The organism is Segniliparus sp., from assembly GCF_051660745.1.
Classification (GTDB): Bacteria; Actinomycetota; Actinomycetes; order Mycobacteriales; family Mycobacteriaceae; genus Segniliparus.
In genome coordinates this window covers 230,862-257,135 of sequence record NZ_JBOFQF010000042.1, presented here as the reverse complement: position 1 = coordinate 257,135, position 26,274 = coordinate 230,862, and the positions used below count along the sequence as shown (strand labels likewise).

23 protein-coding genes and 1 tRNA gene are annotated in these 26,274 nt (G+C 68.1%); 13 read left to right on the top strand and 11 right to left on the bottom strand.

Annotated elements, in window-relative coordinates:
* Window positions 1-83: 83 nt before the first annotated feature.
* On the top strand, window positions 84-1,424 hold the full coding sequence (locus ACRC20_RS15495) for a glutamine synthetase family protein (protein WP_438687278.1): 1,341 nt from the start codon (window positions 84-86) through the stop codon (window positions 1,422-1,424).
* Between the two features lie 101 nt (window positions 1,425-1,525).
* On the opposite strand, the gene ACRC20_RS15490 is transcribed toward ACRC20_RS15495, so the two are convergent.
* Window positions 1,526-2,590 carry a malate dehydrogenase gene (locus ACRC20_RS15490; protein ID WP_438687277.1) on the bottom strand — a complete coding sequence of 355 codons (1,065 nt, stop codon included), beginning with the start codon at window positions 2,588-2,590 and terminating at the stop codon, window positions 1,526-1,528.
* A 154-nt stretch (window positions 2,591-2,744) separates the two neighbouring features.
* On the opposite strand from ACRC20_RS15490, the gene ACRC20_RS15485 reads away from it, so the two are divergent.
* The 3 genes from ACRC20_RS15485 to ACRC20_RS15475 all read left to right on the top strand — a co-directional run bounded on the left by ACRC20_RS15485 (window position 2,745) and on the right by ACRC20_RS15475 (window position 5,583).
* Window positions 2,745-3,668: a metal-dependent hydrolase gene (locus ACRC20_RS15485; RefSeq protein WP_438687276.1), complete on the top strand. Its 924-nt coding sequence runs from the start codon at window positions 2,745-2,747 to the stop codon at window positions 3,666-3,668.
* Between the two features lie 124 nt (window positions 3,669-3,792).
* Window positions 3,793-4,542: an SGNH/GDSL hydrolase family protein gene (locus ACRC20_RS15480; RefSeq protein WP_438687275.1), complete on the top strand. Its 750-nt coding sequence runs from the start codon at window positions 3,793-3,795 to the stop codon at window positions 4,540-4,542.
* A gap of 120 nt (window positions 4,543-4,662) precedes the next feature.
* Window positions 4,663-5,583 (top strand): metal-dependent hydrolase, encoded by a 921-nt coding sequence (locus ACRC20_RS15475; protein ID WP_438687274.1) that lies wholly within the window; start codon window positions 4,663-4,665, stop codon window positions 5,581-5,583.
* Between the two features lie 130 nt (window positions 5,584-5,713).
* On the opposite strand, the gene ACRC20_RS15470 is transcribed toward ACRC20_RS15475, so the two are convergent.
* The 3 genes from ACRC20_RS15470 to ACRC20_RS15460 all read right to left on the bottom strand — a co-directional run bounded on the left by ACRC20_RS15470 (window position 5,714) and on the right by ACRC20_RS15460 (window position 6,946).
* Window positions 5,714-5,801, bottom strand: a tRNA-Ser gene (locus ACRC20_RS15470).
* 111 nt (window positions 5,802-5,912) lie between these two features.
* The gene (locus ACRC20_RS15465) at window positions 5,913-6,380 is read right to left on the bottom strand and encodes a nucleoside deaminase (protein WP_438687432.1); all 468 of its coding nucleotides are present in this window, start codon (window positions 6,378-6,380) and stop codon (window positions 5,913-5,915) included.
* A 35-nt stretch (window positions 6,381-6,415) separates the two neighbouring features.
* Entirely contained in the window at window positions 6,416-6,946 is a 531-nt protein-coding gene (locus ACRC20_RS15460; RefSeq protein WP_438687273.1) for a tRNA adenosine deaminase-associated protein, read from the bottom strand.
* 86 nt (window positions 6,947-7,032) lie between these two features.
* Between ACRC20_RS15460 and ACRC20_RS15455 the strand changes: the two genes are divergently transcribed.
* Both ACRC20_RS15455 and ACRC20_RS15450 read left to right on the top strand, forming a co-directional pair.
* Window positions 7,033-7,992: a prephenate dehydrogenase gene (locus ACRC20_RS15455; protein WP_438687272.1), complete on the top strand. Its 960-nt coding sequence runs from the start codon at window positions 7,033-7,035 to the stop codon at window positions 7,990-7,992.
* A 141-nt stretch (window positions 7,993-8,133) separates the two neighbouring features.
* The gene (locus ACRC20_RS15450; RefSeq protein ID WP_438687271.1) at window positions 8,134-9,624 is read left to right on the top strand and encodes a flotillin family protein; all 1,491 of its coding nucleotides are present in this window, start codon (window positions 8,134-8,136) and stop codon (window positions 9,622-9,624) included.
* A 171-nt stretch (window positions 9,625-9,795) separates the two neighbouring features.
* On the opposite strand, the gene ACRC20_RS15445 is transcribed toward ACRC20_RS15450, so the two are convergent.
* Window positions 9,796-10,701, bottom strand: coding sequence for a TIGR03560 family F420-dependent LLM class oxidoreductase (locus ACRC20_RS15445; protein WP_438687270.1), 906 nt, complete (start codon window positions 10,699-10,701; stop codon window positions 9,796-9,798).
* A gap of 10 nt (window positions 10,702-10,711) precedes the next feature.
* Window positions 10,712-12,283 carry an alpha/beta hydrolase gene (locus tag ACRC20_RS15440; protein ID WP_438687269.1) on the bottom strand — a complete coding sequence of 524 codons (1,572 nt, stop codon included), beginning with the start codon at window positions 12,281-12,283 and terminating at the stop codon, window positions 10,712-10,714.
* A gap of 220 nt (window positions 12,284-12,503) precedes the next feature.
* On the opposite strand from ACRC20_RS15440, the gene rpsL reads away from it, so the two are divergent.
* From rpsL to ACRC20_RS15415, 5 genes are all read left to right on the top strand, one after another.
* Window positions 12,504-12,878: a 30S ribosomal protein S12 gene (gene rpsL, locus ACRC20_RS15435; protein WP_438687268.1), complete on the top strand. Its 375-nt coding sequence runs from the start codon at window positions 12,504-12,506 to the stop codon at window positions 12,876-12,878.
* Entirely contained in the window at window positions 12,878-13,348 is a 471-nt protein-coding gene (gene rpsG, locus ACRC20_RS15430; RefSeq protein WP_438687267.1) for a 30S ribosomal protein S7, read from the top strand. Before rpsL ends, rpsG begins: the two co-directional genes overlap by 1 nt.
* 80 nt (window positions 13,349-13,428) lie before the next feature.
* On the top strand, window positions 13,429-15,537 hold the full coding sequence (gene fusA / locus ACRC20_RS15425; RefSeq protein WP_438687266.1) for an elongation factor G: 2,109 nt from the start codon (window positions 13,429-13,431) through the stop codon (window positions 15,535-15,537).
* Window positions 15,538-15,623: 86 nt separating this feature from the next.
* Window positions 15,624-16,817 (top strand): elongation factor Tu, encoded by a 1,194-nt coding sequence (gene tuf / locus ACRC20_RS15420; RefSeq protein WP_438687265.1) that lies wholly within the window; start codon window positions 15,624-15,626, stop codon window positions 16,815-16,817.
* A gap of 165 nt (window positions 16,818-16,982) precedes the next feature.
* Window positions 16,983-17,906, top strand: coding sequence for a class I SAM-dependent methyltransferase (locus ACRC20_RS15415; protein WP_438687264.1), 924 nt, complete (start codon window positions 16,983-16,985; stop codon window positions 17,904-17,906).
* Window positions 17,907-17,964: 58 nt separating this feature from the next.
* On the opposite strand, the gene ACRC20_RS15410 is transcribed toward ACRC20_RS15415, so the two are convergent.
* The 5 genes from ACRC20_RS15410 to ACRC20_RS15390 all read right to left on the bottom strand — a co-directional run bounded on the left by ACRC20_RS15410 (window position 17,965) and on the right by ACRC20_RS15390 (window position 23,777).
* Complete coding sequence (locus ACRC20_RS15410; RefSeq protein WP_438687263.1) at window positions 17,965-18,849, bottom strand: universal stress protein; 885 nt, start codon at window positions 18,847-18,849, stop codon at window positions 17,965-17,967.
* Between the two features lie 120 nt (window positions 18,850-18,969).
* Window positions 18,970-20,232: a saccharopine dehydrogenase family protein gene (locus ACRC20_RS15405; protein ID WP_438687262.1), complete on the bottom strand. Its 1,263-nt coding sequence runs from the start codon at window positions 20,230-20,232 to the stop codon at window positions 18,970-18,972.
* Window positions 20,229-21,494 (bottom strand): MFS transporter, encoded by a 1,266-nt coding sequence (locus tag ACRC20_RS15400; protein WP_438687261.1) that lies wholly within the window; start codon window positions 21,492-21,494, stop codon window positions 20,229-20,231. Before ACRC20_RS15400 ends, ACRC20_RS15405 begins: the two co-directional genes overlap by 4 nt.
* A 10-nt stretch (window positions 21,495-21,504) precedes the next feature.
* Window positions 21,505-22,698, bottom strand: a complete 1,194-nt coding sequence (locus tag ACRC20_RS15395; RefSeq protein WP_438687260.1) for a serpin family protein — start codon at window positions 22,696-22,698, stop codon at window positions 21,505-21,507.
* Entirely contained in the window at window positions 22,695-23,777 is a 1,083-nt protein-coding gene (locus ACRC20_RS15390) for a lysylphosphatidylglycerol synthase transmembrane domain-containing protein (RefSeq protein ID WP_438687259.1), read from the bottom strand. Before ACRC20_RS15390 ends, ACRC20_RS15395 begins: the two co-directional genes overlap by 4 nt.
* 54 nt (window positions 23,778-23,831) lie before the next feature.
* Here ACRC20_RS15390 and ACRC20_RS15385 point away from each other — a divergent pair, with 54 nt between their 5' ends.
* The gene (locus tag ACRC20_RS15385) at window positions 23,832-24,977 is read left to right on the top strand and encodes an AI-2E family transporter (RefSeq protein ID WP_438687258.1); all 1,146 of its coding nucleotides are present in this window, start codon (window positions 23,832-23,834) and stop codon (window positions 24,975-24,977) included.
* 36 nt (window positions 24,978-25,013) lie between these two features.
* The gene (locus ACRC20_RS15380; RefSeq protein ID WP_438687257.1) at window positions 25,014-26,201 is read left to right on the top strand and encodes a uroporphyrinogen-III synthase; all 1,188 of its coding nucleotides are present in this window, start codon (window positions 25,014-25,016) and stop codon (window positions 26,199-26,201) included.
* Window positions 26,202-26,274 lie beyond the last annotated feature (73 nt).

Sequence of the window (26,274 nt, the reverse complement as noted above, 5' to 3'; positions counted from 1 at the left end):
CGCTCCGAGTTGTGCGTGATCTTGGTCCGAGAAAAGCACGCCCCGGTTACACGGGCTTCATGAAAAGACTTTAAGCTGGGCTCATGAACCGCCAAGAGGAGTTCGTCCTCCGTTCTCTCGAAGAGCGGGACATCCGTTTCGTCCGACTCTGGTTCACCGACGTGCTGGGGTACCTCAAGTCGGTGGCCATCGCTCCGGCCGAGCTGGAAGGAGCGTTCGCCGAGGGGATCGGGTTCGACGGCTCCGCCATCGAGGGCTTCTCCCGCGTGTACGAGGCGGACATGGTCGCGAAGCCGGACCCGTCGACGTTCCAGGTCCTGCCGTGGACCACCAGCAGCGGCAAGCACCACTCCGCGCGGATGTTCTGCGACATCGCGATGCCGGACGGCTCGCCCTCCTGGGCGGACTCCCGCCACGTGCTGCGCCGCCAGCTCAACCGGGCGCTGGAGCTCGGCTTCTCCTGCTACGTGCACCCGGAGATCGAGTTCTTCCTGCTCAAGGACAGCGGCTCGAAATTCGACCCGCCCGTCCCGGCGGACGAGGGCGGCTACTTCGACCAGGCCGTGCACGACGCGGCCCCGGACTTCCGCCGCCACGTGGTGCACGCCCTCGAGTTCATGGGGATCTCGGTCGAGTTCAGCCACCACGAGAACGCCCCGGGCCAGCAGGAGATCGACCTGCGCTACGCCGACGCGCTCTCCATGGCCGACAACGTGATGACGCTGCGGTACTTGGTCAAAGAGGTCGCGATCCACGAGGGCGTGCGCGCGACGTTCATGCCCAAGCCGTTCACGCAGCACCCCGGCTCCGCGATGCACACGCATATGAGCCTCTTCGAGGGCGAGTCGAACGCGTTCCACAGCGCCGACGACCCGTTGCAGCTCTCGCCGATCGGCAAGTCGTTCATCGCGGGCATCCTCGAGCACTCGCACGAGATCAGCGCGGTCACGAACCAGTGGGTGAACTCGTACAAGCGCCTGGTGCAGGGCGGCGAGGCCCCGACCGCCGCGTGCTGGGGCGCTTCGAACCGCTCCGCGCTGGTGCGGGTGCCGATGTACACGCCGAACAAGGCCTCCTCGCGACGGATCGAGGTGCGCAGCCCGGACTCGTCCTGCAACCCGTACTTGACGTTCGCGGTGCTGCTGGCCGCCGGTTTGCGCGGTGTGGAGAAGGGCTACGAGCTGCCCGCGCAGGCCGAGGACGACGTGTGGTCGCTGTCGGCGGCGGAGCGCAAGGCCATGGGGTACCGGCCATTGCCGGAGACGCTCTCCGAGGCGGTCACGGCGATGGAGAACTCCGAACTCGTCGCGCAGGCCCTTGGCGAGCACGTTTTCGACTATTTCCTGCGCAACAAGCGGCAAGAGTGGGCGGAGTACAGCCGTCAGGTGACTCCTTTCGAGCTGCACCACTACCTGGCCCTGTGACCCGGCGGGCGGTCTTCTGCGTTATCGGCCGCTCGCGTACCCACACCGCCGCCGTATGCGCCGCGGCCTGTTGCCTTGAATCCGTCCCGCAGGCGTAACCCCTAGACCAGCCCGAGCGCGCGCACCGCGTCCCGCTCGGCGACGAGCTCCGCGACGGACGCGTCGATCCTCGCGCGGGAGAACTCGTTGATCGAAAGTCCCTCCACGATGAGCCATTCGCCTGCGACCGACCGCGCGGGGAACGAGCTCACCAAGCCCTCCGGCACGCCGTATGCTCCGGGGGAGGGCAGCGCGACCGAGGTCCAGTCGTCGCCCCAGCCTGTCGGCGATTGAGACAAAGCCGAGCCTGTCGGCGATTGAGACAAAGCGAAGTCTCTTCCGAGCGCCCAGTCCCGGAGGTGGTCGATCGCGGCGGAAGCCGCAGAGCCTGCCGAGGAGACGCCGCGCGCGTCGATGATCGCGGCTCCGCGTTTCGCGACCGCGGGGACGAACTCCTCGGCGAGCCAGGCCCGGTCGGCGGCGAGCTGTTCGCCCGTCAGCCATCCGGCCCGCGCGTGGAAGATGTCCGGGTACTGCGTGCTGGAGTGGTTCCCCCAGATGCTCACCCTGGAGACTTCGGCGAGCGGGACCGCCGCCTTCGCGGCGAGCTGCGCCAGTGCGCGGTTGTGGTCGAGCCGGGTGAGCGCGGTGAACCGCTCCGGCGGAATGTCCGGGGCGTGGCTCAGCGCGATCAGCGCGTTGGTGTTCGCCGGGTTGCCGACGACGACCACGCGCACATCCTCCGCGGCGCCCTCGTTCAGCGCGCGGCCTTGCGGCCCGAAGATGCCGCTGTTGGCCTGGAGGAGGTCGGCCCGCTCCATCCCCTGCGTCCTCGGCTTCGCCCCGATGAGCAGCGCGAAGCTCGCGCCGTCGAAGGCCTTGGCGGGGTCGTCGTGCACCTCGACCGAGTCCAGCAGCTCGAACGCGCTGTCCGCGAGCTCCATGGCGACGCCCTCGGCGGCGCGGACCGCCGCAGGGATCTCCAAAAGCCGCAGCGCGATCCTGCGGCGCGGGCCGAGCATCGCGCCGGAGGCGATCCGGAACAACGCCGCGTAACCGATGTTCCCGGCCGCGCCAGTGACTGTGACGACGGCGGGAGCGGTGTCTTCGGATGGCTCACGGCTCATAAGGACGAGGCTACTCCCGGGCTCCGACAGGGCGGGGAGATTCGACGGAGGGGTTCCGCATCGGGGTGATGTGTGCTACAGTCATGTACAAATACAATCAAATGTAAAGCGAGCGGCGGGCAGGCCCGCTCTTTCCTTCCCTGAGGAGCATGAGATGCTGAAAGACCGAACGGCAACGGTGGAAACGGCTTCGTCCAGCGACGAGTTCGCGACGCATGAGATCGCGCTGCGCCCGAGGGATGTGCGGTTCGACTTCACCAAGTCGCCGCTGCATTGGATTCCGGGCGAGCCGTACGCGTCGCACTTCCTGACGGGGTTCAACTTGGCGCTCCCCGCCGGGGAGCGCTGGTTCTGCAAGGTCTTCACCGACGCGCTTGAGTATGTCAAGGACGAGCGGCTGCGCGAGGAGATCCTCGGGTTCATGGGGCAGGAGGGCGTGCACGCCAAGAGCCACGATGGGGCCATCGCCGTGTACCTCGGCGGGCACGGGATCGATGTGGCCCCCTTCCTGCGCCAGTCCGACTGGCTGTTCGGGCGGCTCGGCTCCATCATCGACCAGGCGGAAGGCCCGGAGGGCAAGCGCAACGCGGTGATCGGCGAGGCCGTGCTGGTCGCGGCGATCGAGCATTTCACGGCGGTGCTCGGCGACTGGGTGCTCAACTGCCGCTGGGACGAGCTCGGCGCGGACCCCGCGATGAGCGACCTGTGGCGGTGGCACGGCGCGGAAGAGGTCGAGCACCGGCATGTCGCGTTCAACGTCGCCGCGTACTTCCGGGCCAGCTACCTCAAGCGGATCGGCCTTGGCCTGCTCGCCAGCACCGTCCTGTACGCGCTGTTCCTGCGCGGGCTGAAGTTCATGGTCCGACAGGACCAGAGCCTGCCGAACCTCGGCTACCCGCGCTTGGTCTGGGAGCTGCACAAAGCGGGCAAGAGCGGGGCCTCCCCCCGGATCCGCACGTTGCTCGGCTCGGCGCTGCGGCTGTTCAACCCCCGCTACACCCCGGAGAAGGAGGGGAACACCGCCCAGGCGGTCGCCTACCTCGCCACGTCTCCGGCGGCCCGCGCGCTCCACGGCTGAGCCGTTTCGGCGAACCCGGGCGCGCGCGTCGGCCCGGCTCCCGGCCCCGCCTGCGGCGGGGGCCGGAAGCCGGCTATGCTGCAAAGTATAGAACTGGTTTGACGAGCGCGGACATGAGGCGGTTATGGTTTTTCGGTACGTTGCGGTCGGTGACAGCCACTCCGAGGGAGTGGGGGACACGCCGTGGCCGGACGGCACGCCGCGCGGTTGGACCGACCGGCTCGCCGAGCGGCTCCGCGAGCTCCACGGGGCGGTCGAGTACGCGAACCTCGCGGTGCGGGGGAAGAAGGCGCGCGAAATCCGCGACGGGCAGCTGGAGGCGGCGCTCAAGCTGAGCCCCGACCTCGCGACCATCTCGGCGGGCTTCAACGACATCCTGCGCCCGAAGGTCGATTTCGAAGGCCTCGCGGAGACGCTCGACGACCTCGTCGGCTCGCTCCGGCGCGGCGGGGCCGTCGTTTTGGTCCCCCAGGCCCCCGACCTGTCCAACCTCATTCCGCTCGCCGGGTACTTGCGCGGGCGCCGCGAACAGCTCAACGAGATCGTCGTGTCCGCCGCGGCCCGGCACGGCGCGCTGGCTCCGTACGCTCCTGCGGGTTCGGTGTTCGAAGACCCACGGGCTTGGTCGGGCGACCGCCTCCATTTGAACGCGCTCGGCCACGAGCGGTACGCGTGGGGCGCGGCGGAGGCTCTTGGCGCCGTGGTCGAGGACGGCTGGGCGGACCCGTTGCCTGGGGCGGTGCCGTCGCGGGGCGTGCTCGCCGATCTTCGCTGGTGGGGCTCGTTCGGCGGCCCGTGGATCGGCAGGCGGCTGCGCGGGCGCTCCTCGGGGGACGGACGTGCGGCGAAACGGCCGGTCTATTCGCCAGTCTGAGGGGGCACGTCTTCGTCCGGGCGGGGGTTGCGCCGAAGTGTGACTCTGGCTACTATGTGACCTGTACGTCATATAATATATGCCATATTCCATATGGCATGGATCCGGCTGGAGGACGTTATGCCCGCATCATTTTCAACCGCCTCGTCCATGGGGCCGGGGTTTGACGATTTCGCCACGGGGGAGATCGCGTTACGTCCGAGGGACGTCCGGTTCGACCTCTCGCGGTCGCCGCTGCATTGGATCCCTGGCGAGCCGTACGCCTCGCACAGCTACTCGAGCCTCCACCTGATCCTTCCCGCAGGCGAGCGTTGGTTCTGCAAAGTCCTCGCCGAGTCGTTGGAGTATGTCAAGGACCAGGAGCTGATCGAGCAGGTCCGGGGTTTTATGGGCCAAGAGGCGATACACGCCAGATGTCATGACGACGCGATGACGGAGTATCTGCAGTCGCACGGCGTCGATCCGGCGCCGTTCGTCAGGCAGATGGAGTGGTTGTTCGGGCGCCTTGGCAGATTGATCGACGAGGCGGAGCCCGACATGCGCAAACGCGCGGTGGTCACGTCGCTGTTCTTGGTCGCAGCCGTCGAGCACTTCACGGCGGTGCTCGGCAATTGGGTGCTCAACTCCCGGTGGGAGGAGTTCGGGGCCGATCCGGCATTGAGCGACCTGTTCCGCTGGCACGGGGCTGAGGAGATCGAGCACCGGCACGTCGCGTACAACGTCGCGCAGTACTTCGGCGCCCCGTATCCGATGCGGTTGCTCCTGGGCCTGTGCGCGAGCGCGGGTCTTATCGCGCTCGTGTTCCGAGGCATGAAGTATCTCGTGCGTCACGACCCGAGCATGCCGGACGCCGGCTATGCCCGAGTGTTCTGGGAGTCGCACAAAGCGGGCAAAAAGGGGGCGACGCCGCGCTTGCGCTCGGTGCTGGCCGCGGTCGGGCGCCTGTTCAACCCTCGCTACTCCCCCGAGCGGGAGGGCAACACGGCGCAAGCGGTCGCGTATCTCGCCACTTCTCCTGCGGCCCGGGCCGTGCGCGTCTGATCTCTCGGCGCGGCCGTATGGCGGACGGAAAGCAGAAATCCCCGCCCCGGGCGTCCGGGGCGGGGATTTTTCATCTGTGTCCACGAGCGTCGATCGCAAAGGCGGGTTCGCGGTTCAAGCCGTGAAGACTTGGCGGTGGCGGAGGGATTTGAACCCTCGGAGGCTTTCACCTCACACGCTTTCGAGGCGTGCTCCTTAGGCCGCTCGGACACGCCACCAAGCGGTGGACTTTACACGACCCGGCGGGGTTGTTCAAACTGGTTTCGGGCGTCGGGCTCCCCCGCAAGGGCGCCCCGCAATGCTGCGCAAGGGCCCAGTCGCCGCGCTTGTTATTTCGCCCTGAGCTTGCGGAAGAAGCTGCGGGTGAGTTCGGCGCACTCTGCTTCGAGCACCCCGGGGCGCACGAGGGGGCGGTGGTTGAGCCGGGGGTCGGTCACCACGTCCCACAGCGAGCCCGCGGCCCCGGTCTTGGGCTCCCACGCGCCGAAGACGATCCGCCCGATCCGGGCGTTCACCGCCGCGCCCGCGCACATCGTGCAGGGCTCCAGCGTCACCGCCAGCGTGCAGTCGACGAGGCGCCAGCCGTCGCCGAGCACTGCGGCGGCGCGGCGCAGGGCAAGGATTTCCGCATGCGCGGTGGGATCGCCCAGCGCCTCCCTCGCGTTCGCGGCCCGGGCCAGCTCGGAGCCGTCGGGGCCGAAGACAACGGCGCCGACCGGCACGTCCAGCTCGCCCGCCGCCGAGGCCGCGGCCAGCGCCGCGCGGACGAGCGCCTCGTCGGGGTCTTCGGGCAGCACGGCCTCGGGCAGCGCGCCGTCTCGCAGGATCTCGGTCACGTGCGGCGGTTGTTGTCGGCTTTCTCGGACTTCTGCTCGAAGTCGGCGAGCTCCTCCTCGAACCCGAGCTGCCGGGCGAGCGCGGCGAGCTGCTCGTCCGCGTAGAGCTCGTCGGACTCGGAGACGATGAGGCCGAGCACGGACTCCGGCAGGCCGAGGTCCTCGAGGATGGAGAAGTCCCCCTCCGCCCACGGCTCCTCGTCGTCGTCGAGCTCGTCGGGGTCGGGGATCTCCACATGCAGCTCGTCGAGCACGTCGGCCGCCAGGTCGTAGTCGAGCGCCGCCGTCGCGTCCGAGAGCAGGAGCCGCGACCCGCCAGGTCCCGGCCGGACGACGACGAAGAACTCGTCGTCCACGTTGATCAGGCCGAACGCCGCGCCTGTGCTGCGCAGCTCGCGCAATTCCCGCTCGGCCTCCCGAAGGCTCGTGAGCACTTTGGGCGACAAGCCGAGCACGCGCCAACGCCCCTCTTCGCGCAGGACCGCGACCCCGAGTCCGGTGAGCCCTTGGGCCTCTTGTGACGACATGGGATCTACGGTAGCCGGATTGCCTGTGGAGCGCTCTCCCGCCTCTCCGTACGGGCAGCCGGCCCCGGCATGAGAGCCTGGTGGGTATGACGATCTCCGCCGCTTCCCCCGTTTGCGTCATCGGGCTCGGGCAGATCGGCGGCTCTGTGGTCAAAGCCGCTGCGGCCGCCGGGCGCGAGGCGTTCGGGTACGTGCGCTCGGCGCGGACCTTCGAAGCCGCGCGGGCGGCGGGGTTCACCGTCTTCGGCGAGCTGGAGAGCGCGCTCAAACAGGCCGAGCTGAGCCGGGCGGTGATCGTGGTGGCGACGCCGATGCAGGCGATCGGGGGAGTGTTCGCGCGGATCGCCGCGTTCGGCGGCTCCTGCGTCGTGACCGACGTCGGCAGCGTCAAGGCCTCGGTCCTCGCCTCTGCCGAGGAGCACGGCCTGGCCGGACGGTTCGTCGGCGGGCACCCGATGGCGGGAACCGCGAACAGCGGATGGGAGGCCGCCGACCCGACGTTGTTCCAGGGGGCCGCATGGGTGGTGAGCGTGGACGAGGGGGTGTCGAAGGAGGGCTTCGCCCAGGTGGCGATGCTGGCTTTGGGGCTGGGCGCGGTGGTCGTGCCCGCGCTCGCCGCCGAGCACGACCGGGCGGTGGCCCGGATCTCGCACTTGCCGCATCTGCTCGCGGCGGCTCTGGCGAACACCGGCGCTGCGGGCGGCGAGCTGGCGCTCGGCCTCGCCGCGGGCTCGTTCCGCGACGGCACCCGCGTGGCGGGCTCGGACCCCGAGCTCGTGGAGGCGATGTGCGCGAACAACACGGCGGCGGTGATCGAGGCGTTGGACGAGGCGCTGGACCGGTTGCACGCGGCGCGGACGAAGCTCGGGCTGACGGGGGAGCCCGGACCGATCGTGCGCTCCGGCCACGCCGCCCGCGCGGCGTACGAGCGGCTCGCGCAGGACCGCCCGGAGATCGCAGTGGCAGGCCTCGAAGGGCCGGACTGGCGCGAACGGCTCGCCGAAGCCGGAAGGCGGGGCGCGGTCCTGCGGTCCTGGACGCCCTGAGGCCGAGGCGCGGAGGCGCGCTGAATGATATAGAAACGTTATACTGCTTCGCGACGGCAACGCCCGTCAGCGACGCACGCGCCCAGCGTGCCGGAAAAGCCGGGTGCGCGCGCCCGGTCCAGACCGAGAGGAATCCCGCTCGTGAAGACCATCGCCATTGTCGTCGTGGTCGCCATCGCATGGCTCGCCATCCTTGTCCCCCTGCTCTACGTCAAAGTGCCGCCGAACAAAGTCGGGGTGTTCACCGGACGCGGCGGCAGGCCGAAGATCGTCCGGGGCGGGGCCAGGTTCCGAATCCCCGGCTTCGAGCGGGTGGACTATCTGACGCTTGAGCCGCTGCACCTGCGCATCAAACTGGACGGGGCGCTCTCCGGCAGCGGCGTGCCGGTCAGCCTGGAGGCGGTCGGCATGGTCTCGGTCGGCGCGAGCGACGAGGCGGTCGAGCTCGCGATCCGGCGCTTCTTGGGCGTGGACCGTCTGGAACTGCGGGCGCAGCTCAACGAGATCCTGTCCGGCAGCCTGTCCGAGATCCTGGCGAGGACGACCATGGAGAAGCTCAACGCCGACCGGGAGCAGCTCACCCGCAAGCTCGTCGAGGAGGCCAGCGCGGACCTGGCGCGGATCGGCTACACCGTCGACATCGTCAAAATCGCCGCGCTGTCCGACGAGAACGGCTTCCTCGGCTCCTTGGGGCGCAAGCGGATCGCCGAGGCGAAACGCGACGCGTTCGTCGGCTCGGCCGAGGCGGAGCGGGACACGAACATCCAAGCCTCGCAGGCCAGGCAGGCGGGCGCGGTCGCCAAAGCCGAGGCCGACATCGCCATCGCGCAGGCCGTCCAGAAGCGGGACGTCGAGGTCGCGAAACTGCGGGCGCAAGTCGAAGCCGAGAACGCTGTCGCAGACCAAGCGGGCTCGCTCGCGTCGACCACGGCGGAGCAGGACGTCCTCCTTGCCAAAGAGCGCGCCGAGGCGGCTCGGATCGAGGCGGGCATCGCCGTGCAGCAGCTCCGCGCCGAGCATGTCCAGGCGATGTTGCGGGCGGATGTGGTCGCGGTCGCCGAGGCGGAGGGCCAAGCCGCGATCCGGCGCGCCGAGGGGCAGCATCAGGCTTCGATCTTGCAAGCGGAGTCGCAAGCGATGGCGACGCGCAAGGTCGGCGAGGCGATCGCCGACGCGCGCCGCTCGGCGGCAGCGGCCTTGCTCGCCGAACGGCAGGCCGAGGCGGACGGGCTGCGCGTCCTCATGCAGGCCGAGGCGGACGGGCTGCGCGCGAAATTGGCGGCAGAGGCCGAGGGGAAGAAGCAGGTCGCGGAGGCGCTGAACCGCTACAACTCGGTGGGCGCGCGCCTCTTGGCGCTGCCGGACGTGCTCAACGCGCTGGTCGCGGCCACCGAGGCCGCCTCGCGGCCGATCGCGGCATTGGACCGGGTCTCGGCCAACGGCAACGCGCCAGCCTCCCTCACGGCCCTCTCCAGCGTCTCGCCGACGGTGCTCGCCAAAGTGCTGGAGTCGTTCAAAGCCTCTGGAGTCGACCTCTCCGAGATAGTGGCGGAGTCCGCCGCAGGGGCGGGCGAGGAGCACGCCGCCGAGCAGCCGGAATTCGAGCTCGACCTCTACGAGGTCCGGACGTAGCCCGAACTCAAGCCCCCGCTGATCCAGGGCGATGAGATGCAAGGCGCGCCTCGACGTTGCGTACGAGTAAGAGGGTGGGGGCACCTCCCACGAGTTCTGCGAGTGGGGGACTTGCGGAAGTAGTACGCGAGGAGGGGCGCAACGCCGCAGATCGCGTCCTGGGCGGCGGGATCACCGAAGGTCGGCGAAGGCCTCCCACAAGGCCTCGTAGTTGTCGCGGCGGCGATGGCCGAGGCCGAGGAAGTCGTCTCGGACGATGACCTCGTCCACGCCCTCCTCCTTCCACACAGCGGCGGCCTCCGCGATCTGTTGCGGGGTCCCGGCGATCCCCGGCAGCTCCCGCGTGCGCTCTTCGAAGGCCCGGACCCGGCCCGGCTCGTCGTCCAGCAGGAACCACGCCTGCGTGGAGCGGTGCACCGACCGGGGGTCGCGGCCCCGCTTCTCGCAGGCCGCTTCGAGGGGCTCGACGGCTTTGCGGAACTCGCCGGGCTTGGTCCAGGTGTTCCACTCGTCCGCGAGCTCTGCGACGAGCGAGAGCATGCGGGGGCCGGAGGCTCCGACGAGGACCGGGAGGTTCTCTTGGATCGGCTTCGGCTCGCACACCGCCGCTTCGAGCCGGTAGTGCTCGCCGTGGAAGGTCGTCGCCGTGTGGGAGAGCAGGCTCTTGACCACCCGGAGGCCCTCCTCGAAGCGGTCCACCCGTTCCTTCGGCGTTCCGAGCGCGATGCCGTAGGCGGTGTGCTCGTTCTCCTGCCAGCCCGCGCCGAGGCCGAGGGTGAGCCGTCCGTTCGAGATCTGGTCGACGGTGCTCGCCCAGTTCGCGAGCACGGCGGGATGCCGGTACGTCATCGAGAGGACCAAGGGGGCGAGCCGGACCCTGGTGGTCGCGGCGGCAAGGGCGGCGAGGAGCGCGGCGGCCTCGAACATCGGCCGCCCTGGATTGACCGCGGTGGCGTTGCGGGCCATGAAGTGGTCCGCGAGGTAGAGGCTGTGCCAGCCGCCCGAGTCGGCGAGGTTGGCGAGTTCGAGGAGATCGGGCCAGGACTGGGAGGTGGAGCCCCAGACAGAGAACTTCATGCCCGCCAGCCTAGTTCGTCGGGCAACGCGTGCCGTCCGGCGGCAGCTTCCCCAGCGCGAGGTAGTCGTCGACGGCCTGGTCCACGCAGCCCTTCGCGCCCCGCGCGGGAGCGCGGAGATAATGCCCGTGGCCTGGCTCGGCGGTCACCAGCAGCTCGCCGCCGACGGCCTGCGCGAACGGCACGGCCCAGGCGAGCGGGGTGACGGGGTCCGTCTCGCCGCCGACGACAAGCGGCTTGGGGCCGGACGCGAAGTCGATGGAGTTGGGCGCGACCGGGTGGGCGGGCGCGGGCCAGCCTGCGCATCCGGTGGCCAAGCTGTTGCCGTAGCCGAGCTCGTACCGTCCGAAGGTCGGGTATTTCTGCTCCCATTCTGTCGCGAGGCGTTGCACCGCCGCGTCGTCCGGACGACGGTCCTGCGGCAAGTCGTTGCACAGCACGGCCCAGTTCGCCATCGAGAGGCCGGGGTCGGCTTTGCGCAGCGCGGCGCTGTCGCCCGTGCTCATGACGGTGCGCAGTCCTTCGGCGAGGTCCGGCCACCGAGACGGCGAAGACAACAGGGCGCTGATCCCCGCGAGCAGTTGGCCTGCCCCAGGATCGAGGAAGGCCTGGGCCAGAAAGCCCCGGCCGTTGCCGAGGTCCGCGTACCCCGGCTGGGTCTTCGTCCAGTCCAAGAAGGAGTTGAAGGCCTTCTCGCGCGCCGAGATCGTCTCCTCCTCGGTCTTCACCGGATCCCTGCGCAGATCCACGGGAGCGTCGAGGACGATGGCGTGGAGCTGCTTCGGGTGCAGATGCGCGTAGGTCGCGCCGAGGAACGTGCCATAGGAGTAGCCGAGGTAGTCGATCTGGTCCACGCCGAGGGCGGCGCGGATCGCTTCGATGTCCTGGGCGGTCTGGTACGTGTTGAACTGGGCGAGCTTCGGGCCGAGCTTCGCCTCGCAGTCCTGCGCGACGGCCGAGATCCGCTCTCTGAGCTTGGCGAGCTGCGCGGGGTCGCGCGCGTCGAGGATGGGCTGCTGCGCCTCTTTGGCGGGGTCGGGGCCGCAGAGGACCGGGTCGGACCCGCCGGTCCCGCGCGGGTCGAAGCCGATGATGTCGAAGCGCGCGCCGAGGTCGTCCTTCGCGCGCAGCGCGAGGGCCGCCGCCTGCCTGGCCCCCGGTTCGCCCGGCCCGCCGAAGTTCGTCAGGAGCGGCCTGCGGTTCTTCCCGCCCGGATCCTGCGCCGCGACGCCCTTCGGGCGGGTGCGCGAGAGGCTGATCCGCAGGTGCTGGCCGTCGGGGCCCTCGTTGCTCGCCGCGCTGCCGTCGGGCCCGCCGTCCTTCGACGCGGCCTCGTGGTCCAGCGGGACCTCCACGCTCGCGCAGCCGAGCTCGAAGCCTTGCTGGAACGCCGCCGCGCGGTCGGGCCCGAGCGCGGCGAGGAAGTCGTGCTCCCAGTCGCACGGGCCCCATGCGAGGGAGCGGGCCGCCTGGGCGCTCGAGGTCGGATGGCCGTCCGGTTTGGGTCCGTCCGGATGCGCGCATCCGGCGGCGAGGAGAGCCGCGAAGAGGGCGGGGAGGAAGCGTCGTGCCTGCAGTCGCATAGGATTCATCGTATTGGTCGGATCGTCGCGGGACGGGCACATATCGCGAGGCGGTCGGCGAAGAGAAGCTTTTTTGACGCCACGTGCTGGCCGCGCTAAACTTATCCGTCGTGCCTGACGGAGTCGGGCTCATTCGCGTGCCTGGCCGTGGGTTCTGAATCTGTCAACAGATATCGCCTGGTTAGCGCGCGGCCCAGACGTAATTGAGGAAGTAGAAGGTATGCCAACTAATAACCAGCTGGTGCGCAAGGGCAGGGAGCCTAAGGGCAACCGGGTGAAGACCGCAGCCCTGAAGGGCGGCCCGCAGCGTCGTGGCGTGTGCACCCGTGTCTACACCACGACCCCGAAGAAGCCGAACTCCGCGCTGCGAAAGGTCGCGCGTGTGAAGCTCACCAGCGGGATTGAAGTGACCGCATACATTCCCGGCGAGAAGCACAACCTCCAGGAGCACTCCATGGTCCTGGTCCGTGGCGGTCGTGTCCGCGACCTCCCCGGTGTCCGTTACAAGATCATCCGTGGAGCCCTCGACACCCAGGGTGTCAAGGGCCGCAAACAAGCTCGTAGCAAGTACGGCGCGAAGAGGGAGAAGAGCTAATGTCGCGCAAAGGCCCCGCCCCGCGTCGCGTTGTCGTGAACGACCCCGTTTACGGTTCGCCGGTCGTCACCCAGCTGGTGAACAAGATCCTCCTCGACGGCAAGAAGTCCGTCGCCGAGCGGATCGTCTACGGCGCCCTTGAGCGCGCCCGCGACAAGACCGGCACCGACCCGGTCCTCACGCTCAAGCGCGCGCTTGAGAACGTGAAGCCGACCATGGAGGTGCGCTCCCGCCGCGTCGGCGGCGCCACCTACCAGGTGCCCGGCCCGGTCGCCCCTGGGCGTTCGAACACCCTCGCGCTGCGCTGGGTGGTCAAGTTCTCCCGCGCCCGCCGCGAGAAGACGATGGAGGAGCGCCTCGCCAACGAGCTGCTCGACGCCTCCAACGGCCTTGGCGCTTCGGTGAAGCGCCGGGAAGACACCCACAAGATGGCCGAGGCCAACCGCGCCTTCGCCCATTACCGGTGGTGACCTGCGCTATGAGCAACGCGCAGCTTGGTTCCACCGTCGCTTGTTGACGTATTTGACATTCCAGGAGAGAAAGTAGAGACATGGCCGGGGCACAGAGCGTATTGACGGACCTCAACAAGGTCCGCAACTTCGGGATCATGGCGCACATCGACGCCGGTAAGACCACGACGACCGAGCGCATCCTCTACTACACCGGGGTCAACTACAAGATCGGCGAGGTCCACGAGGGCGCTGCCACCATGGACTGGATGGAGCAGGAGCAAGAGCGCGGCATCACCATCACGTCCGCCGCGACCACCTGCTACTGGAACGACTACCAGCTCAACATCATCGACACCCCCGGCCACGTCGACTTCACCGTCGAGGTGGAGCGAAACCTCCGCGTCCTCGACGGCGCGGTGGCGGTGTTCGACGGGAAAGAGGGCGTCGAGCCGCAGACCGAGCAGGTCTGGCGCCAGGCCGACAAGTACGGCGTCCCCCGTATCTGCTTCGTCAACAAGATGGACAAGATCGGCGCGGACTTCTACTACACGGTGCAGACCATGGTGGACCGGATCGGCGTGAAGCCGCTGCCGATCCAGCTGCCGATCGGCTCCGAGGGCGGCTTCGAAGGCGTCGTGGACCTGGTGGAGAACCGGGCGCTCGTGTGGCGCGGAGAGACCAAGCTCGGCGAGAAGTACGACGTGGTCGAGATCCCCGCCGAGCTCAAAGAGAAGGCCGAGGAGTACCGCCAGCAGCTGCTCGAAGCTGTCGCCGAGACCGACGAGGCGCTTCTTGAGAAGTTCTTCGGCGGCGAAGAGCTGACCGTCGAGGAGATCAAGGCCGGCCTGCGCAAGATCGTCCTCACCAGCGAGCGCTACCTCGTGCTCTGCGGCTCCGCGTTCAAGAACAAGGGCGTGCAGCCCATGCTCGACGCCGTGATCGACTACCTGCCCTCCCCGCTCGACATCCCGGCCACCATCGGCCACGCGGTCGGCAAAGAGGACGTGGCCGTCGAGCGCCACCCGGACGCCTCCGAGCCGTTCGCGGCCCTCGCGTTCAAGATCGCCGCGCACCCCTTCTTCGGCAAGCTCACCTACATCCGGGTCTACTCCGGCAAGGTCGACGCCGGTTCCGCCGTCGCGAACTCGACCAAGGAGAAGAAGGAGCGCATCGGGAAGCTCTTCCAGATGCACGCCAACAAGGAGAACCCGGTCGAGAGCGCCCAGGCTGGCCACATCTACGCCGTCATGGGCCTGAAGGACACCACGACCGGCGACACCTTGTGCGACCCGGACAACCAGATCGTGCTGGAGTCGATGACCTTCCCGGACCCGGTCATCTCGGTCGCCATCGAGCCGAAGACCAAGTCCGACCAGGAGAAGCTCGGCACCGCCATCAACCGGCTCGCCGACGAGGACCCGACCTTCCGGGTCAAGCTCGACCACGAGACCGGCCAGACCATCATCTCCGGCATGGGCGAGCTGCACCTCGACATCCTCGTCGACCGCATGAAGCGCGAGTTCAAGGTCGAGGCGAACGTCGGCAAGCCGCAGGTGGCCTACCGTGAGACGATCCGCCGCTCGGTGGACAAGCACGAGTACACCCACAAGAAGCAGACCGGTGGCCGGGGCCAGTTCGCCCGGGTCATCATCAAGCTGGAGCCGTTCGTCGGCGAGGAAGGCGAAAGCTACACCTTCGTCAACGCGGTGACCGGTGGTCGCATCCCGACGAACTTCATCCCCTCGGTGGACGCCGGCGTCAAGGACGCCCTCCAGGGCGGCGTCCTCGCCGGCTACCCGCTCACCGACGTGAAAGTCACGCTCCTCGACGGCGCGTACCACGAGGTGGACTCCGACGAGCTTTCCTTCAAGACGGCAGGCAACCAGGCGCTTCGCGAGGCAGCTCGCAAAGCGGACCCGGCGATCCTCGAGCCGATCATGAAGGTGGAGGTCATCACCCCGGACGACTACGTGGGTGATGTCATCGGCGATCTGAACTCACGACGTGGTCAGATCCAAGAGATGAACCAACGCGGCACTTCGCGGGTTGTTTCCGCGCTCGTGCCGTTGTCGGAGATGTTCGGCTATGTCGGGGACCTGCGGTCCAAGACCCAGGGCCGGGCGAACTACAGCATGCTCTTCGACTCCTACGCGGAGGTTCCGGGGGGCGTCGCGAAGGAAATCATCGCTAAGGCGAACGGCGAGTAACTCGCCAACCGTGTAACGGCGGCCCTGCCAAAAAGGGCTAGGAACCCGCCGCCGACAGTTACCTAGGAAAGAAAGAGGACACAACAGTGGCCAAGGCTAAGTTCGAGCGGACCAAGCCGCACGTCAACATCGGGACCATCGGTCACGTCGACCATGGCAAGACCACGTTGACCGCTGCGATCACCAAGGTGCTGCACGACAAGTACCCGGACCTGAACGAGGCGCGCGACTTCGCGCAGATCGACAACGCTCCCGAAGAGCGCGCTCGTGGTATCACCATCAACATCTCCCACGTGGAGTACCAGACCGAGAAGCGCCACTACGCGCACGTCGACGCCCCCGGTCACGCCGACTACATCAAGAACATGATCACCGGCGCCGCCCAGATGGACGGCGCGATCCTCGTGGTCGCCGCGACTGACGGCCCGATGCCGCAGACCCGTGAGCACGTGCTGCTCGCCCGCCAGGTGGGTGTGCCTTACATCCTCGTGGCCCTCAACAAGTCCGACATGGTGGACGACGAGGAGATCCTGGAGCTCGTCGAGCTCGAGGTCCGCGAGCTGCTCTCGTCGAACGAGTTCGACGGCGACAACGCCCCGGTCGTGCGCGTGTCCGGCCTCAAGGCGCTCGAGGGCGACCAGAAGTGGGTCGACTCGGTGCTCGAGCTCATGAACGCTGTGGACGAGAACGTTCCGGACCCGGTGCGTGAGCTCGACAAGCCGTTCCTGATGGCTGTCGAGGACGTCTTCACCATCACCGGCCGTGGCACCGTTGTCACCGGCCGTATCGAGCGTGGCGTCGTCAAGGTCAACGAAGAGGTCGAGATCATCGGCATCAAGACCACGGCGACCAAGACCACGGTCACCGGTGTCGAGATGTTCCGCAAGCTGCTCGACCAGGGCGAGGCTGGCGACAACGTCGGCCTTCTGGTCCGCGGCATCAAGCGTGAGGACGTCGAGCGCGGCCAGGTCGTGATCAAGCCGGGCACCACCACCCCGCACACGGAGTTCGAGGGCACGGTCTACATCCTGAACAAGGAAGAAGGCGGCCGTCACACCCCGTTCTTCAACAACTACCGTCCGCAGTTCTACTTCCGCACCACCGACGTGACCGGCGAGGTCACCCTGCCCGAGGGCAAGGACATGGTCATGCCGGGCGACAACACCGACATCTCGGTGAAGCTGATCCAGCCGGTCGCCATGGAAGAAGGACAGCGCTTCGCGATCCGCGAGGGCGGCCGCACCGTCGGCGCCGGTCGTGTCACGAAGATCAACAAGTAAGCGGGATATCTTCTCAGCATCCTAAAAACTGGGCGGCGTGATCAATGATCACGCCGCCCAGTTTTTTATTCAGGATTTTGACAGACTCTATGGGTAGACTAAACTACGTAGTGCGATTCACATTACTCGTGAAAATCGGCGAATATTACGTAAGGAAATGTTATTGTGACGAATCTGAGACCCTTCTATGAGGACATAGAAGCGCATTATGATCTTTCAAACGACTTCTTTGCGCTGTGGCTCGATCCGACGATGACGTATACCTGCGCGTACTGGCCGGAGCCCGGTATGACCTTGGAAGAGGCGCAGCTCGCGAAGCTGGACCTGACGCTGGAGAAGCTCAAGCTCAAGCCGGGGATGACCCTTTTGGACATCGGTTGCGGTTGGGGTTCGGCGCTGCTCCGCGCTTACGAGAAATACGATGTGAACGTTATCGGCATTACGATTTCGACCGAGCAATACGAGCATGTGAAAGAGAAATTCGCTCAGCTGAAAGGCCCGCGGACCGCAGAAGTCAGGCTGCAGGGCTGGGAGGAATTCGACGGAAAAGCCGATCGAATTGTCACTATTGGCGCATTCGAGCATTTCCGTTATGAACGGCATGAGGCGTTCTGGGACAAGATCTCGACCATTCTGCCGGACGACGGCATGTACCTCTTGCACACAATCGTGAGCTACGGCCTTGAGGACTTGCAAAAGCGCGGCACGCCGCTCACCCCGAGCATGGTCCGATTCTCCCACCTCATCGGCAAATACATCTTCCCCGGCGCGCAGCTGCCGACCCCGCAGATGGTGCTGAACGGCTCCGCGCGGATCGGACTGCGCTGCGACCTCATGCAGGTCCTCGGCTGGCACTACGCGAAGACGCTGGACGCCTGGCGGGCCAACCTCAACGCGAACAAGGAGAAGGCGGTCGAGCTGACCTCCTCCTTGGTGTACGACCAGTACGACAAGTACATGGAGAGCTGCGCCCACTACTTCCGCGTCGGCAATATCGACCTCATCCAGTTCACCCTGACCAAGCAGCAGCCGGAATGGCTCCGCCCGGCGCCTGGCGCGATGGAGAACTTCACCGCCGCCGCGCGATAGAGAAGCCGGGGCGGGCGGGCCGGGGTCCCCGCCGCCCTCTTTGTTCGGACGACATGGCTCAGGCGGCGGGGACGACCAACACGGGACAAGGCGCTCGGCGCAGCATGTCTTGGCTCGTGGAGCTCCGCAGGGCGCGCTGCAGCCAGTTCCGGTTCCGGCTGCCGAGGACGAGCAGTTGGGATTTGTCGGCCTCCTCCATGAGGAGCTCGGCGGCGGGCCCTTGCGCGAGCACTTGCTTCACCCGCACTCTGGGGTGCATGCGCTGGCCCTCGGCCAGGCTGCTGGAAAGGATGTCGCGCTCCCGCCTGCCCTCGTCTTCAGCCTCTGCCTTGGAGCCGCTTCGCCAACCGTGGTGCTCGGTCCAGGTGTGCACGGCGAGCAGGCCGACACCGCGCCGGTCCGCCTCCGCGAACGCGGTCCGAACCGCGGGCTCGCTCGTCGCGGCGCTGTCCACGCCGACGGTGACCGGGCTGGAGTCGTCGTCGTCCTCTTCGGCCAGATGGCCCCGGACAACCGCGACCGGGCAGCGCCCTCGGGCGAGGACGTCGGCCGCCGCCGAACCGCCCGCCACCCGGCCGAGGGCGGGCAGGCCGCCCTCGCCGAGCACGATCATTTGCGCGGTCTTCGCCTCCTCGACGAGCACGTCGACCGTTGGCGCGCAGTGCAGCTGCAAATCCACGTCCAGACGCGGGCGATGCCGCCGGATCTGTTTCGCAACTCCTGCCAACAGCTCGTTGCCCTCGGCCTCGAGGCTCGCCAGCAGGCCGCCCGTGGTGCCGGAGAACAGCCCGTACGAGCCGAGCGGCAGCGCGTACGCGTGCACGAGCCGCAGCGGAGCCCCGAGGCGGCTTGCCTCGTCCGCCGCCCAAAAAGCGGCGCGGACGGCAGCGGGTGTTTCATTCACGCCGACGACCACTGCGCCAGCCGAAGGGAGATTCGTCATCATTGACTCCTCAGCGCCACCAGTGCCTGCTAAAAGTGAGGCAGATCACCTTCAAGAATAGGTCGGCGGCTCGGAAAAGTCGAGGGTTTCGGCTGCTTTTGTGATGGGCGCGGTTTGGGCTCAGCCCAGTTTGCGGATGTCGATCCGCAGCCCGGCGGCGCGCAGCCGGTCGGCGAGCGCGTCGCCCATGGCGGTCGCCGGGGTGAGCACGCCCGCTTTACGCGGCAGCTTGTGCCGGTCGAGCGCCAGCGCGAGCGCGCTCTCGCCCAGCATCACCGCTGTCGCGGCGTATCCGGGATCGCCCTTCTGCGACCAGGTCAGCACGTAGCGCGCGCCCGAGCTTGTGCGCGCGTAGGTGTCGATGGTGTAAAAGCCCCGGTTGCGCAGCCATTCGCTCGGCCCGGTGCCAGGCTTCGGCAGGAGCCGTTCGACCAGCCAACGGGTGGGCCGGAACGACAGCCCTGCGGCCAGTGCGAGCGTCCCGAAGCCGAGGCCTGCGGCGACCGCGACGGCGATCGGCGCGGACAACAGCTTGGGGCCCGCGTTCATGGTCTCCCGGTAGCGGAACTTCGGGCCGTACGCCCAATCCAAGATCGCGTTGCTGCGCCGCACGATGCGCGAGTTGAAGGAGCCCATGAAGAAGGGGGCCTTCCAGCCGCGCGCGGCCGGGTCGACCGTCTTGGGCCGTGCGATGGCGAGGTCCGACTGCGAGCCGAGCTCCGGCTCCTTGGCGCGGTCGGGGGACAGCGAGTACGGGTCGAGCACGACCCGTCGCGCGTGCGCGTCCGAGCGGGCCGCGTCGATGATCTCCACCGCCGACGCCGCGGTGCCGCCGCTGATTCCGCCGACGATCGCGCGCACCACCAAGGTGGTGTTCTCCAAATCGCCCGCCGCGTCCTGCTGCGCCTGCCGGTGCAACAGGTAGACGCTCAAATCGGAGGGGATCGAGTCGAAGCCGCAGGCGTGCACGATCCGCGCGCCCGACGACTCGGCTTGGTCGTGGTACTTGTCGGCGCTGTCGCGCACGAACAAGACCTCGCCGGTCAGGTCGACGTAGTCGGTCCCGGCATTGGCGCACGCCCCGACCAGCGGCAACCCGTATTTCGTGTACGGGCCGACGGTGGTGATGACCACTTGCGTCGACTGCGCGAGCGCGTCGAGCGATGCGGGGGAGTCCGCGTCGGCGATGAGGATCGGCCAATCCGCCGCCTTCGCCCCGAGCTTCGCGCGCACCGTCTCCAGCTTGGCCCGGTTGCGGCCCGCCAGCCCGATCCGCGTCCCGGAGGGGGCGTGCTCGGCGAGATGCTTCGCCGTCAGCTCGCCGACAAAACCGGTCGCGCCGTAGAGCGCGACATCGAGCTCGCGAATAGTGTCCGGTGTCATGCCCTCACGCTACTCTCGTCCGTGTCGGCGAAGTCGACGCCGTCCGCTTGCGGGCCGAACCACGTGAGCGCCGCGAGCGAGACGCATGCCGCGCCGACGATGGCCCAGAACGAGGCGGGGTAGCCCCAGGCGACTGCGATCATGGTTTGGAACGTCGCGTTGAACGAGGTGCAGAGGTTGCCGAGCTGATAGGTCACCCCTGGGTAGAAGCCCCGGATGGCGTTGGGGGAGAGTTCGGAGAGGTGCGCGGGCACGGCGGCCCACGCGCCTTGGGTGGTCGCTTGGACGAGGAACATCCCGAGGCCGAGGAGCCATGGCTCGGTCGGCAGGGTGAACAGCGGCAGGAGCGGCAGTGTCAGGAGCGCGCCGAGGACGATGACGCCTTTTCGGCCGATCCGGTCGGAGAGCGCCCCGAAACAGACGCCGCCGATGATCGCCCCGATATTCGCGACGATCATGATCCAGTCGGAGACGCTCGACGAGAGGGCGCGCCCGGCGTGCTCGGTCTCCTTCAAGAAGGTCGGGTAGAGGTCCTGGGTGCCGTGGCTCAGCGAGGTGAACGCGGTCATGAGCAGGATCAGGTAGAAGAAGCGGCGCAGCACGACCCGGTTGAAGAACACCGCCCGCACCGACGAGCCGTGCGCCTTCATCTTCTCCTGGGTGTTCACCCAGACCTCGGACTCTTTGACGAACGCGCGGATGATGAGCGAGATGAGCGCGGGCAGGAGGGAGAGGCCGAAGAGCCAACGCCACGAGAGCCCCAGATAGGAGTGGACGACCAGGTGCGCCACGGCGGCGAACAGGAAGCCGCTGGCGTAGCCCGCCTGCAGGATGCCGGAGAAGAAGCCGCGCCGGTCGGACGGCACCTTCTCCATGGTCAGCGCTGCGCCAATCCCCCATTCGCCGCCCATGCCGATGCCGTAGAGCAGGCGCAGGACCAGGAGGACCGCGAAGTTCGGCGCGAACGCGCCGAGGAACCCGACGGTCGAGTAGAAGCAGACGTTCACCATTAGCGGGACACGCCTGCCTGCCTTGTCCGCCCAGATCCCGAACAGATACGCCCCGACCGGGCGCATCACGAGGGTGACCGTGATCAGGAAGGTGAGCTCGTGCTTGGAGACGTGGAACTCCTTGCCGATCTCGTTGAGGACGAGCGTGAGGACGAAGAAGTCGAAGGCGTCCATCGCCCAGCCGAGCCAGGAGGCAAGGAAGGCGCTGCGCTGATCGCGGTCCAATTCGGCGAAAGGCGACGGTCTGCTCATGTGAGGGACATTACCTGCCGGGGTCGGCGACCCTCCCGGCGAGGAGGACGAGGCCGGTACCCGGGTCGAAGATCTCGAAGCAGAACGGGCGGTCGGCGGCGAACGAGATCGCGGGCGGCGGGTCGGCGACGGCAGCAGACGCGGCGGCCGGGGGAGGCGCGGACGTCGTGGACACGCCTTGCTCGCCGAAGGAGATTGCGGCCAAGTCCGCCCAGCCGCTGATCCCGGCCTCGGGCGCGATGCGCCCCAGGCCCTGGAACTCGAGAGGCTTGGAGGTCCAGCCGTTCTCGCCCTGCCCCGACCAGCGTGGCAGCGCGATCCCGGCGAGCTGGGGCGGCGCGTCCGCCAAAGCGGCGCGCGCGGCCGGCACGAAGGCCGCAGGCGAGGCGTGCGGATCGTCGGGCACGATCACGCGCATCTCGATCCCGTCGGCGAGCGGCAGCTGGACCGCGCGCCACCCCGGCCCCGCCGCAGTCTGGGCGATGGCCGCCGCGCGCATGGTGGGAACGCTCTTGCGGCCGCCGTTCGCTGTGGTGAAGGCAGCGTCGGCGGTGTGCTCGGGGCGGAAGGGGAACTGCCACCCCGCGAGCAGCACGGTGACATCGGCGGAGAACACCCCGCGCGGGACTCCGAGCCCCTGCAAGGAGTCGCTGAAGCGCAGCTTGGCCGTGCTCATGGCCCACGCGTTCACCGCCGAGGCGAGTTTCGGATCACCGGGCCGGGCGAGATAGACCCCCATGTCGTAGTCCTTGGCGAGCAGATCGAGGAACTCGGGGGCGATGTCGAGGGCGCGGTCCGCGACCAGGACGGTCTGGCTGCGCAGGATCGGCGTGCGGTCGACGCCCCCGTTCGGCACGCTGACCGGGTCGCCCGCCCACTTGCCGAGCTGCCCGATCATCGCGGCGGCGGCGGGGTCGTCGCCCGAGCCGTCGGCATGCGCCCAGATCCGTCCCGTCCGGACTTTGGCCCAGGGGCTGAAGACCGTGTCGCGGTCTGCCATGCGGCCGCTTTCGAGCAAGTCGACGGCCAATTGGCGGCTCTTCTCCGCGATGCCCGCGACCTCGTCGCGATACTCGTCCACCCCGATCTCGGCGAGCTTCAGCTTCGAGTACAGGGGCACGAGGTGCGGCGCTTCGCTGCTGGGGTGGCTGGAGCATCCGGCCAACAGTGCGGCGGCCAGGACTGCGACGGCTCTCCTCCTCACTGCGGATGAGCCTCGAACCGCTCGGCGTCGAATTCGTCGCGATGCTTCGGGTTGATCGGGTCGCTCTTGCGGAAGAGCAGGAAGAAGACCGCCCAGCCGACAGCAGTGACCAAGAGGAAGCTGACGAGGCGGTAGATGACGGTCGCGGAGAACGCCGCCCCGGACGGGACCCCCCCTGCGGTCAGCGCGGGCACCAGCACGACCTCGACGACGCCGAGGCCGCCGGGGAGCAGCGGGACGGCCAGTGCCGCAGTCTTGACCAGCGCGTACGCGATGAGGAGCCCCGGCAGGCTGGGGCGCGAGCCAGTGGCGTAGCAGGCGAACGCGAGGCAGGCGATGTCGCTCGCCCAGTTGGCCATGCTCCAGGCGAACGCCTTCAGCCCGTCCCACCGGCCCAGGCGCACCGCCTGCGTTTGTTCGAGCAATTGGTGCCAGCGGGCCAGCCCCTCTTCCGGCGGGCGCTTGCGCACTCGGTTCACCAGGGCGAAGGCCTTGCTGCTGAGCGCGGCCACATCGTCGGGCCGGGAGGCGATGAACTGCGCGAGGACGAGGAAGGAGAGAAAGCCCGCGATGGAGAAGATGAGCGAGAACGGCGTGGTCTTCGCCCCGGCTAAAAATGTGCCGCCGATGCCGATCAGCGCGAGCCCCGCTCCTTTGATGAGGCCGGACATGACGATCTGCCAGGACGCGATGAGCGGCGTGGCCCCCCAGCGCCGGGTCTGCCGGTAGGCGAACGTGGTTGCCAGCACTTGTCCTGCGGGCAGGCTGCAACTGATGGAGTTCGCCGCGTAGATCTCCGCGGCCGACCGCCAGCTCGACACCCGCACGCCCGCCGAAGCGAAGAGGGTGCGTTGGACTTGGCTGAAGCTTTCCATGGAAACGGCGGCGGCGAGGACGCATGCGCCGACCCAGAGCCAACGGACGTTTTTGGTGGCTTGCCAGTAATGACGCACCTCCGGCGCGACGTACCAGGCCTCGGTGGCCAAGATCACCACGACCACGACCAGCGCCGCGCGGCGCAGCATCTGCATCGGAGACCGTTGCGGCGCTGGTGCGCCCTCCGACGATTGGGTCGCCATCCGAGCCACGGTACTGTGGTGAACACACGAAAGTCCAATAAGGAGCGCGAGGGCATGCCAACTGCGACAGATCCGTCGGACCAACACGTCCACGTGACGCTCCGCCCGGACGAGCACATCCATCTGACGCTGCGCAGGGTGTCCGACTGGACGTGGCGGATCCTCGTGATCCTCTTGGGCCTCGTCGTCCTCGGCAAGATCTTCGTCCTCTTGGAAGTGGTGCTGGTCCCGGTCGCGCTGGCGCTCCTGCTCGCCGCGCTCATGTCGCCGCTGGTCGATTGGCTCGCCGCGCGCCGGGTGCCGAGGTCGCTCGCCGTCGGCTTGGTGCTGGTCTTGGTGCTCGGCGCGTTGGCGGGCATCTTCACGTTCATCGTCCGGCAGGCCATTAGCGGCTGGCCGACGCTGCAAGCCCAGGTCTTTGAGAGCTTCGAGCAGCTGCGCGTTTGGGCGGAGCGGGCCGGGCTGCATTTCTCCGCCGAAAAGTTGGAGAAGTTCCGCGAGACGACGGTCCACTTCGCGGAGCAGCACCGATCCGACATCACCCAGGGGGTCTTCTCCACGGCTTCGGCGCTCGTCGAGGGCGTGACCGGGTTCTTCCTGGCGCTGTTCACCTTGATCTTCTTCTTGAGCGACGGCCGGTCAATCTGGCTCTACCTCACGCAGCTCGTGCCCGTGGGCGCGCGGGAGCGAGTGCGGCTGGCCGGGGGCGACGGGTACCGGACTCTGACGGGCTATGTCAAAGGGACGGTGCTCGTGGCGGCTGTCGACGCCATCGGCATCGGCGTCGGGCTCGCCCTGCTGCAAGTGCCTTTGGCGCTGCCGCTCGCGTCGTTGGTCTTCCTCGGGGCGTTCGTCCCCGTGATCGGATCGCTCGTCGCGGGCTCGGTGGCGGTGCTCGTCGCGTTGGTGACCCATGGCCCGGTCGTGGCGTTGGCAACCATCGCGGTGCTGGTCGGCGTGATGCAGCTGGAGAGCCACGTGCTGCAGCCGTTGGTGCTGGGCCGCGCGGTGAAAGTGCATCCGTTGGCAGTGATCCTCGCCATCGCGGCGGGCGTGGTGATGGCGGGCATCATCGGTGCTCTGCTGGCTGTGCCGCTGGTCGCGGTGCTCAACACTTTTATCGGGCGGCTGGTCCGAGGGGAGGACCTCGTGACGGAAGAGGCTCCAGGCGGGGAAGAGCAGGCGGAGATCGCCGGGTAGTTCCTGTTGTCGCAGCTAGGGCATTAGACTAAGGCTATGGACACCATCAGCCCGGAGTCCGATGCGCCTGTGCCTTCGCGCAGCCTGTCGGGGTACACCGTCGGAGTGACGGCCGCGCGTCGGGCGGATGAGTTCTCCGCGCTCCTCACCCGTCGGGGCGCCGCCGTTCTGCACGCCCCCGCGATCGTGCTGATCCCCCTGGCCGACGACGCCGAGTTGGAGCGGGTGAGCCGGGAGATCATTGCGAATCCGCCCGACGTGGTCGTCGCGACGACGGGCATCGGTTTTCGGGGCTGGCTGGAGGCCGCCGAGGGCTGGGGCGTTGCCGAGGAACTGCACGCGGCGCTGCAGAGCGCGCGTCTTGTGGCGCGCGGGCCGAAGGCCACTGGGGCGATTCGCGCTGCGGGCCTTCGCGAATCCTGGTCGCCGAGCTCGGAGTCGTCGAGCGAAGTCTTGGAGCGGTTGCTCGAAGAAGAGGTCGAGGGGCTGAGGGTCGCGGTGCAGCTGCACGGGGCGACAACAGAGTTCGAGCCGCTGCCAGATTTCAGCGAAGCGTTGCGCCATGCGGGCGCGGAGGTGCTCCCGGTGCCGGTGTACCGCTGGTCGCCGCCGGACGACCAGTCCGCGATGGACACGTTGATCACGGCCGTCGTGAACGGGACGGTGGACGGGGTCAGCTTCACGAGCGCCCCGGCGGTCGCCTCGATGCTGGGCAGGGCAAAAGAGACCGGCCTGTTGGAGCAGCTTCTCAGTGGTTTCCGGGCCCAGGTCGCGGCGCTGTGCGTCGGGCCGGTGACGGCTGGCCCGCTGGAGGCGCTCGGCGTGCCGACCACGGCCCCGGCCCGGTCTCGGCTCGGGGCGCTGGCGCGGCATATCGAGGAGGAGCTGCCGAGGCGCGCGAGGGTCTTCCCTGCGCACGGCCATAAGATCGCGGTGCTCGCCCGCGCTGTCGTGGTGGACGGGGAAGTGCGCCATCTCGCCCCGTCGATGCTGACGCTTTTGCGCGAGCTGGCGCGCCAGCCTGGCCGGGTGGTGACCCGCGAGACGTTGCTCGCGAGCCTGCCGGGCCACAGCGCGGACGCGCATGCGGTGGAGGCCGCGATCGGCAGGCTCCGGACTGGTTTGGGGGATCCGAAGATTGTGCAGACCGTGGTGAAGCGGGGGTACCGGTTGGCGGTGGACCTGGGCGTCGACGATCCCGAAGAGAGCGGCGACAAGTACTAACGGGGCGCTCGTTGCTGGAGATATCGCAGGAAGGGCGCGGCCCGCGCCCTGCGAACGCCTGATCAGTTGCTCA

Coding starts and splice junctions, on each gene's coding strand:
- ACRC20_RS15495 (WP_438687278.1), top strand. CDS start 84: ATGAACCGCCAAGAGGAGTTCGTCCTCCGTTCTCTCGAAGAGCGGGAC.
- ACRC20_RS15490 (WP_438687277.1), bottom strand. CDS start 2,590: ATGAGCCGTGAGCCATCCGAAGACACCGCTCCCGCCGTCGTCACAGTC.
- ACRC20_RS15485 (WP_438687276.1), top strand. CDS start 2,745: ATGCTGAAAGACCGAACGGCAACGGTGGAAACGGCTTCGTCCAGCGAC.
- ACRC20_RS15480 (WP_438687275.1), top strand. CDS start 3,793: ATGGTTTTTCGGTACGTTGCGGTCGGTGACAGCCACTCCGAGGGAGTG.
- ACRC20_RS15475 (WP_438687274.1), top strand. CDS start 4,663: ATGCCCGCATCATTTTCAACCGCCTCGTCCATGGGGCCGGGGTTTGAC.
- ACRC20_RS15460 (WP_438687273.1), bottom strand. CDS start 6,946: ATGTCGTCACAAGAGGCCCAAGGGCTCACCGGACTCGGGGTCGCGGTC.
- ACRC20_RS15455 (WP_438687272.1), top strand. CDS start 7,033: ATGACGATCTCCGCCGCTTCCCCCGTTTGCGTCATCGGGCTCGGGCAG.
- ACRC20_RS15445 (WP_438687270.1), bottom strand. CDS start 10,701: ATGAAGTTCTCTGTCTGGGGCTCCACCTCCCAGTCCTGGCCCGATCTC.
- ACRC20_RS15440 (WP_438687269.1), bottom strand. CDS start 12,283: ATGCGACTGCAGGCACGACGCTTCCTCCCCGCCCTCTTCGCGGCTCTC.
- rpsL (WP_438687268.1), top strand. CDS start 12,504: ATGCCAACTAATAACCAGCTGGTGCGCAAGGGCAGGGAGCCTAAGGGC.
- rpsG (WP_438687267.1), top strand. CDS start 12,878: ATGTCGCGCAAAGGCCCCGCCCCGCGTCGCGTTGTCGTGAACGACCCC.
- fusA (WP_438687266.1), top strand. CDS start 13,429: ATGGCCGGGGCACAGAGCGTATTGACGGACCTCAACAAGGTCCGCAAC.
- ACRC20_RS15410 (WP_438687263.1), bottom strand. CDS start 18,849: ATGACGAATCTCCCTTCGGCTGGCGCAGTGGTCGTCGGCGTGAATGAA.
- ACRC20_RS15405 (WP_438687262.1), bottom strand. CDS start 20,232: ATGACACCGGACACTATTCGCGAGCTCGATGTCGCGCTCTACGGCGCG.
- ACRC20_RS15400 (WP_438687261.1), bottom strand. CDS start 21,494: ATGAGCAGACCGTCGCCTTTCGCCGAATTGGACCGCGATCAGCGCAGC.
- ACRC20_RS15390 (WP_438687259.1), bottom strand. CDS start 23,777: ATGGCGACCCAATCGTCGGAGGGCGCACCAGCGCCGCAACGGTCTCCG.
- ACRC20_RS15385 (WP_438687258.1), top strand. CDS start 23,832: ATGCCAACTGCGACAGATCCGTCGGACCAACACGTCCACGTGACGCTC.
- ACRC20_RS15380 (WP_438687257.1), top strand. CDS start 25,014: ATGGACACCATCAGCCCGGAGTCCGATGCGCCTGTGCCTTCGCGCAGC.